This is a genomic window from Clavibacter michiganensis (assembly GCF_002151125.1).
In the GTDB taxonomy this organism is placed as follows: Bacteria; Actinomycetota; Actinomycetes; order Actinomycetales; family Microbacteriaceae; genus Clavibacter; species Clavibacter michiganensis_C.
In genome coordinates this window covers 1-17,980 of sequence record NZ_MDJZ01000005.1, presented here as the reverse complement: position 1 = coordinate 17,980, position 17,980 = coordinate 1, and the positions used below count along the sequence as shown (strand labels likewise).

Annotated in this window: 16 protein-coding genes; 11 read left to right on the top strand and 5 right to left on the bottom strand. The window is 72.9% G+C overall.

The features are described from left to right. Nucleotides 1-147: 147 nt before the first annotated feature. From BFL37_RS02670 to mmsB, 7 genes are all read left to right on the top strand, one after another. Nucleotides 148-1,065 carry an ABC transporter ATP-binding protein gene (locus tag BFL37_RS02670; RefSeq protein ID WP_086513629.1) on the top strand — a complete coding sequence of 306 codons (918 nt, stop codon included), beginning with the start codon at nucleotides 148-150 and terminating at the stop codon, nucleotides 1,063-1,065. Beyond that, entirely contained in the window at nucleotides 1,062-1,925 is an 864-nt protein-coding gene (locus BFL37_RS02665) for an ABC transporter permease (protein ID WP_086513628.1), read from the top strand. The genes BFL37_RS02670 and BFL37_RS02665 overlap by 4 nt, the downstream gene beginning before the upstream one ends. A 38-nt stretch (nucleotides 1,926-1,963) precedes the next feature. Beyond that, complete coding sequence (locus BFL37_RS02660; protein WP_241533814.1) at nucleotides 1,964-3,265, top strand: sensor histidine kinase; 1,302 nt, start codon at nucleotides 1,964-1,966, stop codon at nucleotides 3,263-3,265. Further along, the gene (locus BFL37_RS02655) at nucleotides 3,262-3,936 is read left to right on the top strand and encodes a response regulator transcription factor (protein WP_086513626.1); all 675 of its coding nucleotides are present in this window, start codon (nucleotides 3,262-3,264) and stop codon (nucleotides 3,934-3,936) included. Before BFL37_RS02660 ends, BFL37_RS02655 begins: the two co-directional genes overlap by 4 nt. Nucleotides 3,937-4,236: 300 nt before the next feature. Then, a complete protein-coding gene (locus tag BFL37_RS02650) occupies nucleotides 4,237-5,379 on the top strand; it encodes a substrate-binding domain-containing protein (protein ID WP_086513625.1) in 1,143 nt (380 codons plus the stop codon). A gap of 122 nt (nucleotides 5,380-5,501) precedes the next feature. Next, nucleotides 5,502-7,046: a multiple monosaccharide ABC transporter ATP-binding protein gene (gene mmsA, locus BFL37_RS02645; protein ID WP_086513624.1), complete on the top strand. Its 1,545-nt coding sequence runs from the start codon at nucleotides 5,502-5,504 to the stop codon at nucleotides 7,044-7,046. Beyond that, entirely contained in the window at nucleotides 7,043-8,251 is a 1,209-nt protein-coding gene (gene mmsB / locus BFL37_RS02640; protein ID WP_086513623.1) for a multiple monosaccharide ABC transporter permease, read from the top strand. Before mmsA ends, mmsB begins: the two co-directional genes overlap by 4 nt. A 93-nt stretch (nucleotides 8,252-8,344) precedes the next feature. Here mmsB and BFL37_RS02635 read toward each other — a convergent pair whose 3' ends face one another. The 4 genes from BFL37_RS02635 to BFL37_RS02620 form a co-directional block, all read right to left on the bottom strand. Continuing rightward, entirely contained in the window at nucleotides 8,345-9,142 is a 798-nt protein-coding gene (locus tag BFL37_RS02635) for a signal peptidase I (RefSeq protein ID WP_086513622.1), read from the bottom strand. Nucleotides 9,143-9,173: 31 nt separating this feature from the next. Beyond that, nucleotides 9,174-10,076 carry a hypothetical protein gene (locus BFL37_RS02630; RefSeq protein ID WP_086513621.1) on the bottom strand — a complete coding sequence of 301 codons (903 nt, stop codon included), beginning with the start codon at nucleotides 10,074-10,076 and terminating at the stop codon, nucleotides 9,174-9,176. After that, the gene (locus BFL37_RS02625) at nucleotides 10,073-10,675 is read right to left on the bottom strand and encodes a TasA family protein (protein WP_086513620.1); all 603 of its coding nucleotides are present in this window, start codon (nucleotides 10,673-10,675) and stop codon (nucleotides 10,073-10,075) included. The genes BFL37_RS02630 and BFL37_RS02625 overlap by 4 nt, the downstream gene beginning before the upstream one ends. A 96-nt stretch (nucleotides 10,676-10,771) precedes the next feature. Then, a complete protein-coding gene (locus tag BFL37_RS02620) occupies nucleotides 10,772-11,317 on the bottom strand; it encodes an alternate-type signal peptide domain-containing protein (protein ID WP_086513619.1) in 546 nt (181 codons plus the stop codon). Nucleotides 11,318-11,676: 359 nt separating this feature from the next. On the opposite strand from BFL37_RS02620, the gene BFL37_RS02615 reads away from it, so the two are divergent. The 4 genes from BFL37_RS02615 (at nucleotide 11,677) to BFL37_RS02600 (ending at nucleotide 17,668) form a co-directional block, all read left to right on the top strand. Continuing rightward, nucleotides 11,677-13,326, top strand: coding sequence for a sensor histidine kinase (locus tag BFL37_RS02615; protein WP_086513618.1), 1,650 nt, complete (start codon nucleotides 11,677-11,679; stop codon nucleotides 13,324-13,326). A gap of 139 nt (nucleotides 13,327-13,465) precedes the next feature. Beyond that, complete coding sequence (locus BFL37_RS02610; protein WP_086513617.1) at nucleotides 13,466-15,295, top strand: BCCT family transporter; 1,830 nt, start codon at nucleotides 13,466-13,468, stop codon at nucleotides 15,293-15,295. A gap of 131 nt (nucleotides 15,296-15,426) precedes the next feature. Continuing rightward, entirely contained in the window at nucleotides 15,427-16,443 is a 1,017-nt protein-coding gene (locus BFL37_RS02605; RefSeq protein ID WP_086513616.1) for a diacylglycerol/lipid kinase family protein, read from the top strand. 46 nt (nucleotides 16,444-16,489) lie between these two features. Next, complete coding sequence (locus BFL37_RS02600) at nucleotides 16,490-17,668, top strand: AAA family ATPase (protein ID WP_086513615.1); 1,179 nt, start codon at nucleotides 16,490-16,492, stop codon at nucleotides 17,666-17,668. A 91-nt stretch (nucleotides 17,669-17,759) separates the two neighbouring features. On the opposite strand, the gene BFL37_RS02595 is transcribed toward BFL37_RS02600, so the two are convergent. After that, a partial coding sequence (locus BFL37_RS02595) for a fatty acid desaturase family protein (protein ID WP_172403725.1) occupies nucleotides 17,760-17,980 on the bottom strand: 221 nt, incomplete at its 5' end.

Sequence of the window (17,980 nt, the reverse complement as noted above, 5' to 3'; positions counted from 1 at the left end):
CCTCCAGCCTGCCCGCGGCGGGCCGGCGTCGCGTCCGCCGTGCGGGGGACGGGCGTCGGAGGCGGCGACGCATCCACCGATCGGCCGATGCCGGGGATCGACCGCTCGGCCGTTCCGCTCCCGCCCGCCGCCCGCCACGCTGGACCCATGACCACAGCAGCCGTCGAGGAGCACGTCCGCGTGCGCGACCTCGAGAAGACCTACGGCACGACCACCGCCCTCCGGGGCGTCACCTTCGACATCCACCGCGGCGAGACGTTCGCCCTCCTCGGGCCCAACGGCGCGGGCAAGTCCACGACCATCGAGATCCTCGAGGGATACCGGCTGCGCACGGGCGGATCGGCGTCCGTGCTGGGCGTGGATCCCGCGACCGGCGGCCGCGCCTGGCGCGCCCGCATCGGCATGGTGCTGCAGTCGAGCTCCGAGAGCGGCGCCATGACGGTGCGCGAGCAGGTCGCGCACTTCGCCGCGATGTACCCGCGGCCCCGCGACGTCGACGCGACGATCGCGGCCGTCGGCCTCACCGAGAAGGCCGGCACCCTGCTGCGCGCGCTCTCGGGCGGCCAGCGCCGGCGGGTGGACGTGGCCCTCGGGATCATCGGCCGCCCCGAGCTGCTCTTCCTCGACGAGCCGACCACGGGCTTCGACCCGGAGGCCCGGCACCGGTTCTGGGACCTCATCCGCGAGCTCAAGTCCGAGGGCACGACCATCCTCCTCACCACGCACTACCTCGACGAGGCGGCGCAGCTCGGCGACCGGGCCGCGGTGATCGCGGGCGGGCGCCTGGTGGCGATCGGGCGGCTCGACGAGATCGGGGGAGAGGAGGCGCGGATCCCGCGGGTGCTCTGGCGCGACGACGACGGATCCCACGACGAGCGCACCCGGACACCCGGCGCCTTCGTCGCGGCGCTGTCGGCGGCCACGCCCGGCGGCGAGCCGCGCGACCTGCGCATCGTGCGGCCGAGCCTCGAGGACGTGTACCTCGGGCTGCTCGCCGAGGCGGGGAGCCCGGCCGACGCCGCGACCCCGGTCGCCCCGACCGCCGCCGAGGAGGTGGCGGCATGACCGCCGTCCGCCCCGCGCGTCCCGCCGCGGACCGCGCCCCTGCCCTGCCCGGCGTCCTCCCTCTCGGGATCCATCGCGTCCGCTACGAGGTGCGCCGCTACTTCCGGCAGACCGACACGATCATCTTCACGTTCCTGTTCCCGGTCATCATGCTGTCGATCTTCTCGGTGGCCTTCGGGTCGTCCGGCAACCTCGGCACGGCGCCCGACGGATCCGGCGGGGTCAGCGCCGCGGCCTACTACCTGCCCGGCATGATCGCGGCGGGCATCCTCCTCTCGGGCGTGCAGAACCTCGCGGTCGACATCGCGATGGAGCGCAGCGACGGCACGCTCAAGCGGCTCGCCGGATCCCCGCTGCCCGTGCTCTCGTACTTCATCGGCAAGGGCGGGCAGGTGGTCGTCACCTCGCTGCTGCAGATGGTCGTGCTGCTGCTCGTCGCCCGGTTCGCGTTCGGGGTGGAGCTGCCGATCGACGCCGGCCGCTGGGCGACGTTCGCGTGGGTGTACGCGCTCGGGATCACCTCGTCGGCCGTGCTCGGCATCGCGCTCAGCCGCATCCCGCGCTCCGGCGCCTCGGCCACCGCGGTGATCACGCCGATCGTGCTCGTGCTGCAGTTCATCAGCGGCGTGTACCTGACCTTCACTATGCTGCCGACCTGGCTGCAGGACGTCGCCGCGTTCCTGCCGCTGAAGTGGATGGCGCAGGGCATGCGCGCCGTGTTCCTGCCGGATGCGCTCGCGGCCGTCGAGCGCGGAGGCACCTGGGATCTCGCGGGCGTCGCGGTCGTCCTCGCGATCTGGCTGGTCGGCGGCACGATCGCCGCGGTCGCCACGTTCCGCTGGATCCGCCGGGACTCCTGACCGTGCGCGATCACCGGGCGGGATGGCAGGCTCAGGGGATGATCCCGGTCCGCACCGTCCACCTCGCGTACGCGGTGACGATGGCGGTGCTGGTCGTGCTCGCCGTCGGCTCGCGCGGGGACGTCGGATGGGGCGCGTGGGGCGCGATCGCGGCCATGACCGCCCTGTACCTCCTGGTGGGCCGCCGTGCGCTCGAGTCCTCCGCGGCGGCGGCCGCCACGGAGGCTCGGCTGCCCCCGACGCCTGCAGCGGTCGTCTTCCTCGCGCTCGTCATCCCCGCCGCCACCTGGGGCGTCGCGAGCATGTCGTCGTTCGCCGTCGTGCAGTGCGTGCTCTGTCCGCTCGTCTGGCTGCTCCTCGACCGGGTGCGCGACGCCGTCATCGGGACCCTCGTGCTCACCGGATCCATCGCCGTGGGCTTCGTGGTCGGCTTCGGCGACCTGCCGGGCGCCCTCCCGACCATGGCCCTGTCGCAGGGGCTCAGCCTCGGCGGCACCATCGCGCTCGGGCTCTGGATCACGCGGATCGCCGACCTCAGCCGCGAGCGCCTGCAGCTCCTGGAAGGGCTGCGGGCGGCGCAGGCGCAGGTCGAGGAGCTCGGTCGTGAGGCGGGGACCGCCCGGGAGCGGGAGCGGCTGTCCGCGGACATCCACGACACCGTCGCGCAGGACCTCACCGGCCTCGTGATGCTCGCCCAGCGCGGCCGGCGCGAGCTCCGCGGCGGCGAGACGGACGCGATGGACCAGACCCTCGCCCAGCTCGAGGCGGGCGCCCGCGACGCGCTCACCCAGACCCGCGCGATCGTCGCGGCTACCGCGCCCGTCGAGCTGACGGACGGCCTCGCACCGGCCCTCGCCCGGCTGGGCGCGCGCCTGGCCCGCGAGACGGGCACCCCCGTCGAGGTGCGCGCCGACGCGGGCGGCCGATCCGTCGACCGCGACGCCGAGGTCGTCCTCCTCCGCTGCGCCCAGGAGGGCCTCGCGAACGTGCGCCGCCACGCGGGCGCGACCGCCGTGGAGCTGGTCCTCGCCCGTGACGGGGGCGACGTCGTCCTCACGATCCGCGACGACGGCCGCGGCTTCGACCCCGCCCGTGCATCCGGCGGCTACGGCCTCGCCGGGATGCGACGCCGGCTCGCTGCGGCCGACGGGCGCCTGGACGTCGCGAGCGGCCCGGACGGCACGCGGCTGACCGCGCGGATCCCGGCGCACGCGTCGCCCGCGGCGGCACCCGCGGCACCGGCCGCCGCCTCCTCCGCCGATCGGCCCGGCGCCGACGTGACGCCGTCGCCGACCGTCACCCCGTCCCCGTCCGGCGCCTCCGCCGGGGTCCGCGCATGACGCCCCCGCGCATCCGCGTCGCCGTCGTCGACGACCACCCGGTCGTCCGCGCCGGCCTCGCCGCGCTCCTCGCCTCCGCGGACGACATCGACGTCGTCGGCCAGGCGGCCGACGGCGACGCGGCGGTCGCGCTCGCCCTCGCGGAGCGCCCCGACGTCGTCCTCATGGACCTCCGCATGCCCGGGCTCGACGGCGTCGGCGCCACCGCGCGGATCCGCGAGGCGGCGCCGGACGTGCGCGTCCTCGTGCTCACGACCTACGAGACCGACGCGAGCATCCTCACCGCGATCGAGGCGGGGGCGAGCGGCTACCTGCTGAAGGCGGCGCCGGAGGAGGAGATCCTCGCGGGCGTCCGCGCGGTGGCCCGCGGCGAGGTCGCGCTGGCGCCCGCGATCGCCGCGGCCCTGGTCCGCCAGGTGGGGCGCCCCGCCGCGGAGCCCGTCGCCCCCGCTCCGACCCTCAGCCCGCGCGAGACCGAGGTGCTCGCGCTCGTGGCCGCGGGCCGCACCAACGCGCGCATCGCCCTGGAGCTGCACGTGACGCCCGCGACCGTGAAGACCCACCTGCTTCACGCGTTCGAGAAGCTCGGCGTCGGCGACCGGACCCGCGCGGTCACGCTCGCGATGGAGCTCGGGCTGCTGCCGCCCGCGACCGGGCCCGGGCGCGTCTGAGCCTGCTCCCGCAGCGCCCGCCCCCGTCCGCGGGCCACGGCGGTAACGCTTGGATAACGTCTGCCGGATGCCGTATCGGCGGCTGCGGAAATGGATAAGTTCACCACGACGACAAACGCACGGACCGCCGCGACCCGGCCGCTCCGCCGGGCGTCGCCCCGCACGGAACCCGCACCACCACCAGCACTCACCGCACCAGCACCCGACCCGAGGACGCGTCGGTGCACCGGCCCTCGCGAGGACGCGACCGCCCGGTGCTCCCGCATCACCCGGACGGGCCACCCGAGAGGACCCGCCGCCATGGCATCCGGACGTAACGCACGAAAGATCAGCTCCCTCCTCCTCCTCGCCGGCGTCGCCGTCGGCATGACCGCGTGCGCGCCGCAGGGCGCCACGAACACCGGCTCCGGCGACGGCGGCGGCGACGCCTCGGGCACCGAGTGCAACGTCGGCATCTCGATGCCCACGCGCAGCCTCGAGCGCTGGATCAACGACGGCGAGGGCCTGAAGACCAAGCTCGAGGGCGACGACTGCACCGTCGACCTCCAGTACGCCGACAACAAGACCGACGCGCAGATCAGCCAGATCCAGAACCAGGTCGCGGGCGGCGCCAAGATCCTCGTGGTCGCGGCCGTCGACGGCAAGACCCTCGGCCCCGCCCTCGAGGACGCGAAGAGCCAGGGCGTCACGGTCATCGCCTACGACCGCCTCATCAACGGCACGGACGCCGTCGACTACTACGCCACCTTCGACAACTACAAGGTCGGCACGCTCCAGGGCGAGTTCATCCGCGACACGCTCGACCTCGAGAACGCGGCCGGGCCCTTCACGCTCGAGCCCTTCGCCGGCAGCCCCGACGACAACAACGCGGCCTTCTTCTTCGGCGGCGCGTGGGACGTCCTCCAGCCCTACGTCGCGAGCGGCAAGCTGACGGTGCCCTCGGGCAAGTCGCCGGCCACGAGCGCCGACTGGCAGTCCATCGGCATCCTCGGCTGGGGATCCGACGACGCGCAGGCCGAGATGGACAACCGCCTGCAGTCGTTCTACACGGGCGGTGAGAAGGTCCAGGTCGTCCTCTCGCCCAACGACAGCCTGGCGCTCGGCATCGAGGCGTCGCTCGCGAGCGCCGGCTACGCGCCCGGCGCCGACTGGCCCGTCATCACGGGCCAGGACGCCGACAAGGCGAACGTGCAGGCGATCCTCGCCGACAAGCAGTCGATGACCGTCTGGAAGGACACCCGGGCGCTCGGCGACCAGGTCCAGAAGATGATCGGCGAGATCGTCGCGGGCGACGAGGTCACCGTCAACGACACCGAGTCGTACGACAACGGCAACAAGGTCGTCCCGTCGTTCCTCCTCGACCCGCAGGTGGTCGTGAAGGACGACGTCCAGTCCGTGCTCGTCGACTCCGGCTTCCTCAAGGCCTCCGACGTCGGCCTGTAGCCACCATCGCGGCCGACGGGCGCCCGGCACCACGCCGGGCGCCCGTCGGCCGCGCATCCGTCTCCACCCGGCGCGCGCCTCCCGGCGCGCGCCACCGACCCGAACGGGAACCAGGAGAAGCAATGGACGACGTCATCCTCCAGATGACCGGCATCGTCAAGGAGTTCACCGGCGTCCGCGCCCTCGACGGCGTGGACGTCACCGTCCGCCGCGGCGAGGTGCACGCCATCTGCGGCGAGAACGGCGCCGGGAAGTCGACGCTGATGAAGGTGCTCAGCGGCGTCTACCCGCACGGCACGTACGAGGGCACGATCACCATCGACGGCCGTGAGGTCCGCTACGGATCCATCAACGACAGCGAGCGCGACGGGGTGGTCATCATCCACCAGGAGCTCGCGCTCAGCCCCTACCTCTCCATCGCGGAGAACATCTTCCTCGGCAACGAGATGTCGCGCGGCGGGGTCATCGACTGGAACAGGACCAACCTCGAGGCGGTCAAGCTCCTCAAGCGCGTGGGCCTCGACGAGAACCCGGCGACGCGCGTGCTCGAGCTCGGCGTGGGCAAGCAGCAGCTCGTGGAGATCGCGAAGGCGCTCTCCAAGGAGGTGAAGCTCCTGATCCTCGACGAGCCGACCGCGGCGCTCAACGACGACGACTCCGCGCACCTGCTGGGCCTCATCCGCCTGCTGCGCGACGACGGCATCACGAGCATCATCATCAGCCACAAGCTCAACGAGATCCGGGCCATCGCGGACGACGTCACCGTCATCCGCGACGGGAAGACCATCGAGACGTTCCCGGTCACCGACTCGGACGAGATCGAGACGCGCATCATCCGCGCCATGGTCGGCCGCCCGCTCGACGCGCAGTTCCCGCCGCGGGATCCGCACATCGGCGAGGAGAAGCTCCGCGTCGAGGACTGGACGGTGCACCACCCGGTGGACGTCGACCGCGTCGTCGTCGACAGCGCGTCGTTCAGCGTCCGCGCGGGCGAGGTCGTCGGGTTCGCGGGCCTCATGGGCGCGGGACGCACCGAGCTCGCGATGAGCATCTTCGGGCGCTCGTACGGCACCGGGATCACCGGCCGGATCTTCAAGGACGGGAAGGAGATCCGCACCCGCACCGTGAGCGAGGCCATCAAGAACGGCATCGCCTACGCGACCGAGGACCGGAAGCGCTACGGGCTGAACCTCATCGGCAGCATCACGGTGAACGTCTCGGCCGCCGCGCTCTCGAAGCTCGTCAAGCTCGGCGTGATCGACCGGCACCGCGAGTACGCGGTCGCCGACGACTACCGCAAGAAGATGAACATCAAGACGCCCGACGTCTCGGGGGTCGTCGGCAAGCTGTCCGGCGGCAACCAGCAGAAGGTCGTCCTCAGCAAGTGGATCTACTCGGGTCCCGACGTCCTCATCCTCGACGAGCCCACGCGCGGCATCGACGTCGGGGCGAAGTACGAGATCTACAGCATCATCAACCAGCTCGCGGCCGAGGGGAAGGCGGTCATCGTCATCTCCTCCGAGCTGCCCGAGCTCATCGGCCTCTCGGATCGGATCTACACGATCGCCGAGGGCCGGCTCACCGCGGAGGTCGCCCGGGCCGACGCGACACAGGAGGAGCTGATGCGGCACATGACCGCCAGCCGGAAGTCAGGAGTCGACCAGTGACCGTCATGCCCGAGCAGGCCACCGCGCCGAACGTGCCCACGCCGGACGGCGTGAAGAAGCGCCCGCGCCGACGGATCGACCTCCGCCAGTACGGGATCCTCGCGGCGCTCGCCGTCATCATCCTGCTGTTCCAGGTCCTCACCGAGGGGCGCCTGCTCTACCCGGGCAACGTCGCCAACCTCATCCAGCAGAACGCGTACGTGCTGATCCTCGCCATGGGCATGGTCATCGTGATCATCGCGGGCCACATCGACCTGTCCGTGGGCTCGGTCGTCGCGACCGTGGGCGCCGTGGCCGCGCTCAGCATGAACGAGTGGGGGCTGCCGTGGGGGACCGCGGTCGTCCTGTCGCTCGTGGTCGGCGCGCTCATCGGCGCGTGGCAGGGCTTCTGGGTGGCGTTCGTCGGGATACCGGCGTTCATCGTCACGCTCGCGGGCATGCTCGTGTTCCGCGGCGTGGCGCTCGTGCTCCTCACGGGCGGCACCATCTCGGGGCTCCCGGCCGAGTTCAACTCCATCGGATCCGGCAACCTGCCGACGTCGGGCACGCCCGACCTCATCACGCTCGGCATCGGCGCGCTCGTGTCGCTCGCGCTCGTGGTGCAGCAGCTGCGCACGCGGTCGACGCTCCGGAAGCTCGAGCTGCCGCGCGAGCGGGCGATCTCGTTCTGGATCCGCACCGCCATCGCCGTCTTCGCGATCATGTACCTCTGCTACCTGCTGGCGTACAACCGCGGGACGCCGATCATCCTGATCATCCTGGCGACGCTCGTCCTGCTCTACTCGTTCCTCCTCACGCGCACGGTGTTCGGCCGGCACGTGTACGCGATGGGCGGCAACCTGTTCGCCGCGATGATGTCGGGCGTGAAGACCCGCTGGGTCAACTTCTTCATCTTCGTGAACATGGGCCTGCTCGCCGGGCTCGCGGGCGTCGTCAGCACGGCGCGCGCCGGATCCGCGGTGGCCTCGGCCGGGCAGAGCTTCGAGCTCGACGCGATCGCCGCGGTGTTCATCGGCGGCGCGGCGGTGCAGGGCGGCGTCGGCACGGTCGTCGGCGCGGTCATCGGCGGACTCGTGATGGGCGTGCTCAACCAGGGCCTGTCGATCCTGTCGGTGGACGCGGCGTGGCAGCAGGTCATCAAGGGCCTGGTGCTGCTCCTCGCGGTCGCCTTCGACGTCTACAGCAAGCGGCGCTCCGGGCGCTGACCCGCGGCGCGATGAGACGACGGCCCGGCCGGCCCCCTCGCGGGGAGCGGCCGGGCCGTCCGTCGTCCGTGTGGGGGCGGGTCGCCCGGCGGTTCAGCGGCGGTGGCGTCCCCGCGGGCGCGCGGTGGGGACCGACGGGGCCCCATCGAGGCCCGGGTGCGAGGGATCCGCGCGCGCCGCCTCGGCGACGCCCGCCGCCATCTCGTCGGAGTGCACGTGGTCGCCCTCCGCCACCACGTCCTCGGCGGCCGACGCGCGACGCCGCCGCCGGGTCTGCAGCGCGCCCGTGACGATCGTGACGGCCGCGTAGGCGAGGAGCGCGACCGCGGCGGCCGGGATGATCCAGCTGCGGGCCTGCCCGTTCACGGCCTGGTTCGCCCAGCCGACGAGCGGCACCGAGTACCAGACCTCGCCCTGGATCTGCGCCGGCGTCACGGGCAGCGAGTCGGGCGACGCGTTGTTGTCGCCCTGGAAGGTGAAGGAGCGCGTGCCGTCGGAGGCGGACGCGATGGCGGTGATCCGGTGCGTGATGACCGCGGGGTCGCCCGAGCGGATCTGGTACGTCGCGACGTCGCCGACCTCGAGCGCGTCGGGGTCCACGGGCCGCACCACGATGAGCGTCCCGGGCGGCAGCGTCGGCTCCATGGACTGCGTGAGGATCGTCAGCGGCACGGATCCGGAGACCTTCGGCACCACGAGCAGCACGCCCGCGAGCCCGATGACCACGAGGAGGATCCCGACGCTGAGGCCCACCGCGGCGGACCGGGCCAGCTGGGCGACGGCACCGCGGACGGTGGTGCCCGCCTCGAGCTCGACGGGCGCGAGGTCGTCCGCGGGGCGGCCGAGGGCGTCGGCGTGCCGGGCGGTGCGGCGGGGGATGAGGCGGGGCATGGTCGGTTCGTCCGGGTCGGGGAGCTCGGTGTCAGGAGCAGCGGAAGCTGCGCGCGCCGCTCTGGGTGAAGGCCACGACCGTGCCGCTCGCGACCTGGCGCACGACCCGGTTCTGGGAGTCGAGGAGGTCGACCGTGACCTTGACCGTGCCGTCGGGGGCGAGGGTCGCGGGCACCTCGGAACCGCTGATGGACGCCTTGCCGTAGTAGCCCTGCGAGGTGGCGATGCGCGTGCCGTTGACCATCACGTTGTAGTTCGACTCGAGCGACGAGACCGAGGTGTCCCATCCGACGACGACGTACCAGTTCCCGTCCTGGGGCGTGCAGGCGAAGCCGCCCGTGACGGTGGGCGCGGGGGTGGTCTGGCGGGCGGTGGCGGTGTCGCGGCCGGTCCAGCTGCCGGATCCGAGCGCCGTCGTCAGCGTGGCCGTGACGGAGGCGGATCCCGTCGGGAACGCCGTCGCGGTGGTGCGCACGCACCAGGTCGCGGAGGCGCCCGCGGACAGCGTCCCGGACAGCGTGGGCGGGACCACCCAGTTGGCGGTGGCGGCATCCGAGCCCACGGGGGTGCTGGCCGTGCAGCTCGAGCCGCTCGCGGCCCAGGCGACAACGCGCACGTTGCGCGCGAAGTACTGGTCGTTCGAGGAGGAGGTGGGCGCGGCCATGGTGCCGGTCCACGCGGCGCGGGTGGAGCCCGTGTTCGTGACGAGGACCGCCGCGGTGCGGGTCGGGGCCTGCGCCGTCAGCTCGCCGGCGAGGCGGTCGAAGCCGCTCTCGGTCACGGCGACCGTGGCGCTCTGGACGTTCGCGCTCGTGGTGGTGGACGACGCCCAGAGCGCGTGCCCGGCGGTCCCGCCGATGCCGACGAGGAGGACCGTGAGGCCGACGAGGAGCGCGGCGTGCGCGCGGCCGCGGGGACGGCGGGTGCGGCTCACGGCCGCACCTGCGTGCCGACGAGGGAGAAGGTGATCTGGGCGGTGGATCCCTGCACGCTCTGCGGCGCGTCCTGGTCGAGGACGACCTCGGTGCAGACGACCGAGGAGGCGCCGGGCTGGATGCGGACGAAGCCGGTGGGCGCGTTCACCTGGCCGGGACGGCCGGAGAACGTCGTGGCGCCGTGCACGCAGTCGGCCGTCGTGGCGACGGGACCGAAGCGCAGCGACAGCTCGCCGGGGAAGGCGCTGTTGGAGGAGGTGCTTCGGGTGGATACGGCCACGTCCAAGGGTACCGTCCCGGTGTTCTTCGCGGTGAAGGTGCCGACGGTGCCCTGGCCGGGGAGGAGCCGCGACGAGTCGAGGGCGGACTGCTGGGTGACGACCAGGCCGGTCGTGCCGCTGGTGACGCTCGCCGGCTTCGTGCTGGCGGCGCCGTTCCAGAGGGCGTAGCTGCCGCCGGTCGCGGCGAGGGAGGCGACGACCACGGCGGCGAGGAGGCCGGTGGTGAGCCAGGCGGCCCGGAGGGGGCTGCGGCGGGCCGGTCGCGCGGAGCGACGGCCGTGCGCGGGACGCGGGGCGGGGGCCTCGTTCCTGCGCATGTCGTCCTCTTCTCCGGTGGTGGTGCGGGTGGTGGGTGGATCGGGTGGGGCCCCCTCCCCGCGGGCGACGTCACCGCGGGGAGGTGAGATGCGGGACTAGATCGCGCGCTGCGTGAGCGTGAAGGCGAGCTTGTCGAAGGAGAGCGTGCCGTTCTGGCCCGTGGTGGTGGCGGAGGGCAGCGTGACCGTGAGGACGACGTTCACCTTCGAGGCGGACGTGGAGGGCTTGACCGTGAAGGTGTTCGCCGCGGTGGCGGGGGTGATGCTGGCGTCGGTCGAGGTGACGTCGAGCTTCGTGGTGACGGCCGCCTTGAGCGCCGCGTCGCCGGTGATGGAGACGGGGTTGTAGGTGAGGTCCGCGGCGAGCGAGTCGCCGGTCGCCGTGACGGTCAGCGCGCTCGTGTACTGGAGGACGTTGCCGGGGACCATGCGGTACGTGGCCGGGTCGATGACCTTGCTGCCGCCGTTGGTGATGTCGGTCCAGACGCCCGCGGTGTCGGCGGAGAGGGCCAGGTTGCCCGAGGAGACGCTCGAGGCGGCGACCGTCGCGTTGGCGTTCCACAGCGCGAAGCTGCCGGCGCCGCCGAGGAGGAGGACGATTCCGGCGGCACCTGCGACGGCACCGGAGACGATCTTGTTCATGGGGATTCCTGTTCTCTCGCGCGGTTGTTCCGCGCATGCTGCGGGGAGGCGGCGGGTGGGTTGCCCGCCGGTCGTCTCCGGTCCTGCGTCGGCGCCTGTCTGGCGCCTCCCGCGGTGTCGGGCCGGTGTTCCTTCGACATGCATCACTCTGACGGAGCGGCCTCAAGCCACCCGCTGGGGATCCGCAAGCCTCCCCGAGCTTTCCCGCAAGCCCGTCCCGGCTTCCGCTCAAGAGGTCCCGGGGAGTCCGCGGAGGATCCGGCGGGCGTCGACCCGGCGTCGCGGAGGGCGACGCGCGGGTGCTCCGGTCTAGGCTCATGCCACGGCGTCCTCCGACGGCGGACGGAGGAGGACAGCGCATGGCCCCTCCCGCCCTCGCCTCCCGCGCACCGGCGGACGCGCGGCGGCAGCGCGGATCCACCCGCGCGCAGGTCCCGTTCCTCCTCAGCTGCGCGGTCGTCGCCGTCATCGTCGCCCTGGAGGAGCCCGCCATCCAGCGCGACCCCTGGTACGCGGCCGCCATCGTGGTGGTGCTGGTCGGCTCCGTCGCGGCCGTCGTCTGCGCACGGGCCCGGCGGATCCCCTCGGCCGTCCTCATCGTCGTGCCCGCGCTCGACCTGCTCGCCGTCGCGGCGATCCGCGACGCGACGGCCGCCTCCCTCCCCGCCTCGGCGCTGCTCGTGATCTTCCCGCTCCTCTGGCTCGTGTTCGGCTTCCCGTCGGGCGGCGTCCCCGTGGCGGTCGCGGGCGCGCTGGCCATCACGGTCTTCCCCGTCCTCCGCGACGGCAGCCTCCCCGAGACGGGGGCGGGCTGGGCCGACCTGGTCGGCGGGCTCCTCCTCACGGCGCTGCTGGTCGCCGCGGCCGCGCAGACGGCGGCGATGCTGCGACGGGCCCAGCGGGAGCTCGCCGAGGCGACCGAGTCCCAGGCCCGGCTCCTCGAGGAGTCCCGCGAGCAGACCGCGGCCATCCGCGACGTGGCGGACGCCGTCGACGTCGGCATCGTCTTCTTCGACGCGGACGACCGCCCGGTCATCCGCAACGCGGCGGTCCGGACGCTCCTCGAGATCGCCGGCTACGACCACGCGACCGGCATGGCCACGTCCGTCTACGGATCCGACCGCGTCACGCCCGTGGCCCGGGACGGCAAGGTCCTGATGGAGGCGATCTACGCCGACAAGGTGCACGGGCCCGTCTACTGGGTGGGGGAGCCCGGCAACCAGCGGGCGCTGGTGCTGTCCGTGCGGCCCATCGGACGCGGGCCCGGCCAGCGGACGGGCACCGTGCTCGGGGCCTACGACGTGACCGACCTCGCCCAGGCCGTCCAGGTGCGCGACGAGTTCCTGGCGACCGTGTCGCACGAGCTCCGGACGCCGCTCACCAGCATCGTCGGCTACCTCGACCTGCTCGACGAGCTGCACGATCCCGAGGAGCTGGGCATCGCGACCGAGGTCGCCGTCATCCAGCGGAACGTGGCCCAGCTGTCGAGCATCATCGGCTCGCTCCTCGAGGGCGCCGACCACGCTCCGACCCTGCGCCGCGGACCGGTCGACATGACGGCCCTCGTCGAGGCCGTCGTGCAGCCCGCCGCCGTGCGCGCGGCCGAGCGGGGCCTGGTGCTGGAGGCGCGGGTCGAGGCGGGCATCGTGCTGGACGGCGACGCGGACCGGCTCGTCCAGGTCGTCGAGGCGCTCGTCTCCAACGCCCTCGTCTTCACGCCGTCCGGCCGGATCGACGTCGTCCTCGCGCGCGAGGGGGACGGGGTCGCGTTCTCCGTCGTCGACACGGGCGTCGGCCTCAGCGAGGAGGACCGGGGTCACGCCTTCGACCGCTTCTTCCGCGCGCGGTCCGCCCGCGACGGCGCGGTGCCCGGGCTCGGGCTGGGCCTCTCGATCGCCGAGGGCACCGTCACGGCGCACGGCGGGACCCTGCGCATCGCCAGCAGGCTGGGCCACGGCACGCGGGTGGTCGCGACCCTCCCGCTCGCCGAGGCCGCGCCGGCGGTCTAAATAGCCCTCCCCATAGCGGATGGCAAGAGCAGAGGGCGAATCGGCCGATCCGGCGGCCGCCACCTAGAATCGGCCGGTCGCTCGCGGGCCCCCTGTGGGCGATGCCCCTCCACCCGACCCACAGGAGCCCATCCCCTCCATGACCTCCACGCGCACGTCCGCAGAACGCCTCCTCGACCGTCTCGTCCCGAAGCGCAGATCCGGTCCCGACGGCACCCGGCCCCCTCGCCGCGACCACTCCGACCACCGCCTCCTCGAGGCCCGGTTCACCGGGTCCGTCGACCTCTACGAGCCGGAGCACCCGAAGATCGACCGCCTGGTCTTCGGCGTCACGGCCGTCCTCGCGGTCGGGTTCGTCGTCTGGGGCATCGTCAGCACCGACGGCCTGGCCTCGGTGTCGGGCTCCGCCCAGAGCTGGGTCATCGACCAGGCCGGCTGGCTGTTCGTGCTGTCCGCGAGCTTCTTCGTGGTCTTCGTCATCTGGCTGGCCGCGAGCCGCTACGGGCGCATCAAGCTCGGCGCGGACGACGAGAAGCCGCAGTTCAAGACGGTGTCGTGGATCGCGATGATGTTCAGCGCCGGCATGGGCATCGGCCTGATGTTCTTCGGCGCCGCCGAGCCGCTCAGCTTCTTCGTCACCCCGCCGCCCGGCACCACGCAGCCGGAGTCGGAGGCGGCGATCCGCACGGCCATGGCCACCGCGATGTTCCACTGGGGCCTGCACCCGTGGGCGATCTACGCGGTCGCCGGCATCGCCATCGGCTACGGCACCTTCCGCAAGGGCCGCAAGCAGCTGTTCTCCTCGATCTTCCAGCCGCTGCTCGGCACCAGGCGCACGGAGGGCTGGGCGGGCCGCGTCATCGACATGCTCGCCATCTTCGCCACGCTCTTCGGCTCGGCGGCCTCGCTCGGCATCGGCGCGACGCAGATCGGCGCCGGACTCGAGTTCAACGGCTGGGTGGACGAGGCCACGGCCCCGCTCCTCATCGGCATCATCGTGGTCCTCACGATCGCGTTCATCTTCTCGGCTGTCTCGGGCATCGCGCGCGGCATCCAGTGGCTGTCGAACATCAACATGGTGCTGGCCGTCGTGCTGGCCGTGTTCGTGTTCGTCGTCGGCCCGACGCTCCTCATCCTGAACCTCATCCCCGCCACGCTCGGCGCGTACCTCGGCGACATGACCGAGATGGCGTCGCGCACCGCGGCGACCGGCGGCGACGAGATGAGCTCCTGGCTCTCCAGCTGGACGGTCTTCTACTGGGCCTGGTGGATCTCGTGGACGCCGTTCGTGGGCATGTTCATCGCGCGCATCAGCCGTGGCCGCACCATCCGCGAGTTCGTCGTCGGCGTGCTCCTCGCGCCCAGCATCGTGGCCCTCATCTGGTTCTCGATCTTCGGCGGCTCCGCGATCCACGCGCAGCAGACCGACGGCGACATGACCGTCGACGGCGCCGTGGTCAGCGACAACACGCTGTTCCAGCTGCTGGAGCACTACCCGCTCGCCGGCGCCAGCACCATCCTCGTGATGCTGCTCGTCGCGATCTTCTTCGTCTCGGGCGCCGACTCGGCGTCGATCGTGATGGGGACGCTGTCGCAGCGCGGCGCGCTGCACCCGAGCCGCAAGGTCGTCGTCTTTTGGGGCGTCGTCATGGGCGCTGTGGCCGCGATCATGCTCGCCATCGGCGGGGGAGGCACGGAGGCCCTCACCGGCCTGCAGAACCTCACGGTCGTCGCGTCGCTGCCGTTCGTGATCGTGATGCTCGTGGCCTGCTACGCGCTCTGGAAGGAGCTGCGCACGGATCCGCTCATCGTGCGCCGCCAGGTCGCGGTCGAGATGATGCGCGACGCCGTGGTCAACGGCGTCGAGCAGCACGGCGACCACTTCCAGCTCGCGGTCGACCCCGTCGACCCGGAGGTGGCGGAGGTCCGCGAGCCCCTCGGCGACGAGGACGAGGCCCGGCGCTCCTGACGCCGGGATCCCGACGACGACGCCGACCCGCGCCCCGCGCGCGGGTCGGCGTCGTCGTCCGCGGGACAGCGGGCGTCGGCGGGGGCTCCGCGCACCCCTCACGGGACGCGCGCGTCGGTAAGGTGACCATGATGACGACCTCCACCCCCGCCTCCGCACCCTCACCCGCGTCGACCGACGGGGCGGGCCGCCGTGCCGCCGTCGTCTACAACCCCATCAAGGTCGACCTGGAGTCCCTGAAGGCGAAGGTCGCGCACGCGGCGGGCGTCGCCGGCTGGGGGGAGACCCTCTGGTTCGAGACCAGCGAGGACGACCCGGGCAAGGGCGCCGCCGAGGAGGCCCTGTCCCACGACGTCGACATGGTCATCGCGGCCGGTGGCGACGGCACGGTCCGCGCGGTGGCCGAGGGCATGTCCGGATCGGGCGTGGCGCTCGGCCTCCTGCCCTCCGGCACCGGCAACCTGCTGGCCCGCAACCTCAAGCTCACGCTCAACGACGTGGACCACTCGCTGGAGGCGGCGTTCTCCGGCCACGACCGCGCGGTCGACCTCGCGGCCATCGAGATCCTGCGGGAGGACGGGACCCGCGACAAGCACGTGTTCGTGGTGATGGCGGGCGTCGGCATCGACGCCAAGATGCTCGCCAACACCGACTCGGAGCTGAAGAAGCGGGTCGGCTGGCTCGCGTACGTCGACGCGATCTTCAAGGCGCTCCGCGACAAGGACCAGCTCCGCCTGCGCTACCGCCTCGACGGCCGCAGCGTGCACCGCCGCCGCGCGCACACCCTCATCGTCGGCAACTGCGGATCGCTGCCCGCCAACATCCTGCTGCTGCCGGACGCCGCCGTCGACGACGGGATCCTCGACGTCGTCCTCATGCGCCCGGAGGGCATCCTCGGCTGGATCCAGATCTGGGTGAAGGTCGCGTGGGAGAACGGCGTCGTCCGCCGCACGGCTGCCGGCCGCCGGCTCATGGGCCCCGAGAAGGAGGTCCGCGCGCTCGAGTACCGCACGGCCGAGGAGGTCGTGGTCCGGCTCGAGAAGGAGGAGGACATCGAGCTCGACGGCGATCCGTTCGGCCGGGCCGTGGGCTTCAGGATCCAGGTGCTCCCCGGCGGCCTCACCGTGCGGGTGCCGCAGGACGCCTGATCCCGGCGCGCGGGGGACTGTCGGCGGCCCGTGGGAGGGTCGCCGCATGATCCGCACCCTCGCCGTCTCCGGCTACCGCTCCGTCCGCGACCTCGCGCTGCCCCTCACCGGCCTCGACGTCATCACGGGCGCCAACGGCAGCGGCAAGTCCAACGTGTACCGCGCGCTCCGGCTCATCGCCGACATGGCGCAGGGCGGCTCGGTCGGCGCGCTCGCGCGCGAGGGCGGGCTGGAGGCCGTGCTCTGGGCGGGTCCCGAGGGCCTCAGCCGGGCGATGCGCGACGGCGACCACGAGGTGCAGGGCACCATGCGGAAGGGCCCCATCGCCCTCCGCCTCGGCTTCGCGGGCGACGAGCTCGGCTACCTCGTCGACCTCGGCATCCCGCAGCGCGATCCGCGTGCGCTGCCGCCCACGCTGTTCGGACGTGATCCGGAGATCAAGCGCGAGCTGATCTTCAGCGGGCCGGTCGCCCGCCCGCGGTCGATGGTGCTGGAGCGCCGGTGGCAGGACGTGCGCGTCCGCGACGAGGCCGACGGGTGGATGCACGTCCCGGCCATGGTGCCGCCGCACCTCAGCGTCCTCAGCGAGGTCGCCGACGCCGTCACCAGCCCGGAGGCGATGATCCTCCGGCGGCGGATGACCGGCTGGCGCTTCTACGACCACCTCCGCACCGACGCCGACGCGCCGGCCCGGCGGCCCCGTGTCGGCACCCGCACGCCCGTCCTCGCGAGCGACGGCTCGGACCTGGCGGCGGCCGTGCAGACCATCCGGGAGTGGGGGGACGGCGACGCGCTCGACGCCCTCGTCGACCGGGCGTTCCCCGGCTCCACCATCGTGGTCCGTTCCCAGGACGGCGTCATGTCGCTCGGCCTCCGGCAGCCCGGCATCCTCCGGGTCCTCGACGCCGCCGAGCTCTCGGACGGCACGCTGCGCATGCTGATGCTCACGGCCGCGCTGCTCACCACGGAGCCGCCCGAGCTCATGGTGCTCAACGAGCCGGAGACGAGCCTGCACCACGATCTGCTGCCCGCCCTCGGGGAGCTCATCGCGGAGGCGTCGCGGAACGTGCAGATCCTCGTGGTGACGCACGCCCCGGGGCTCGCCGCGGCCGTGTCGGAGCACGCCGACGCAGGGGAGCTGGTGCTGGAGAAGCCGCACGGCGAGACGGTGCTCCGCGGGCAGGGGCTCCTCACCTCGCCGTCGTGGGACTGGGGCAAGCGCTAGCCCGCTCGGGCGCGCCCCCACGACGACGCCTCCCGGTCGCGGCCCGGTGGGGCGGCGGACGGGAGGCGTCGGGTGGTGCGGGGTGCCGGGATCAGCGGCCGAATGCGGCCGATGCGGGGCAGTCGAACGGGTCGCCACCGGCGGAGAGGCCGACGCGGTTGAGGTAGGCGATGACGATCCCGTACGAGGCCAGGAGCGTGGTCTCGGTGTACGGGATGCTGTGGGTCGCGCAGTACTCCTTCGCGATGACCTGGGCGCGGCGGAGCGCGGGCCGGGGCATGTTCGGGAAGAGGTGGTGCTCGATCTGGTAGT

Excerpts from the sequence above, each read along its gene's own strand:
- mmsA (WP_086513624.1), top strand. The coding sequence starts at position 5,502 with ATGGACGACGTCATCCTCCAGATGACCGGCATCGTCAAGGAGTTCACC.
- BFL37_RS02650 (WP_086513625.1), top strand. The coding sequence starts at position 4,237 with ATGGCATCCGGACGTAACGCACGAAAGATCAGCTCCCTCCTCCTCCTC.
- BFL37_RS02665 (WP_086513628.1), top strand. The coding sequence starts at position 1,062 with ATGACCGCCGTCCGCCCCGCGCGTCCCGCCGCGGACCGCGCCCCTGCC.
- BFL37_RS02620 (WP_086513619.1), bottom strand. The coding sequence starts at position 11,317 with ATGAACAAGATCGTCTCCGGTGCCGTCGCAGGTGCCGCCGGAATCGTC.
- BFL37_RS02610 (WP_086513617.1), top strand. The coding sequence starts at position 13,466 with ATGACCTCCACGCGCACGTCCGCAGAACGCCTCCTCGACCGTCTCGTC.
- BFL37_RS02600 (WP_086513615.1), top strand. The coding sequence starts at position 16,490 with ATGATCCGCACCCTCGCCGTCTCCGGCTACCGCTCCGTCCGCGACCTC.
- BFL37_RS02635 (WP_086513622.1), bottom strand. The coding sequence starts at position 9,142 with ATGCCCCGCCTCATCCCCCGCCGCACCGCCCGGCACGCCGACGCCCTC.
- BFL37_RS02625 (WP_086513620.1), bottom strand. The coding sequence starts at position 10,675 with ATGCGCAGGAACGAGGCCCCCGCCCCGCGTCCCGCGCACGGCCGTCGC.
- BFL37_RS02670 (WP_086513629.1), top strand. The coding sequence starts at position 148 with ATGACCACAGCAGCCGTCGAGGAGCACGTCCGCGTGCGCGACCTCGAG.
- BFL37_RS02655 (WP_086513626.1), top strand. The coding sequence starts at position 3,262 with ATGACGCCCCCGCGCATCCGCGTCGCCGTCGTCGACGACCACCCGGTC.
- BFL37_RS02605 (WP_086513616.1), top strand. The coding sequence starts at position 15,427 with ATGACGACCTCCACCCCCGCCTCCGCACCCTCACCCGCGTCGACCGAC.
- BFL37_RS02660 (WP_241533814.1), top strand. The coding sequence starts at position 1,964 with ATGATCCCGGTCCGCACCGTCCACCTCGCGTACGCGGTGACGATGGCG.
- BFL37_RS02615 (WP_086513618.1), top strand. The coding sequence starts at position 11,677 with ATGGCCCCTCCCGCCCTCGCCTCCCGCGCACCGGCGGACGCGCGGCGG.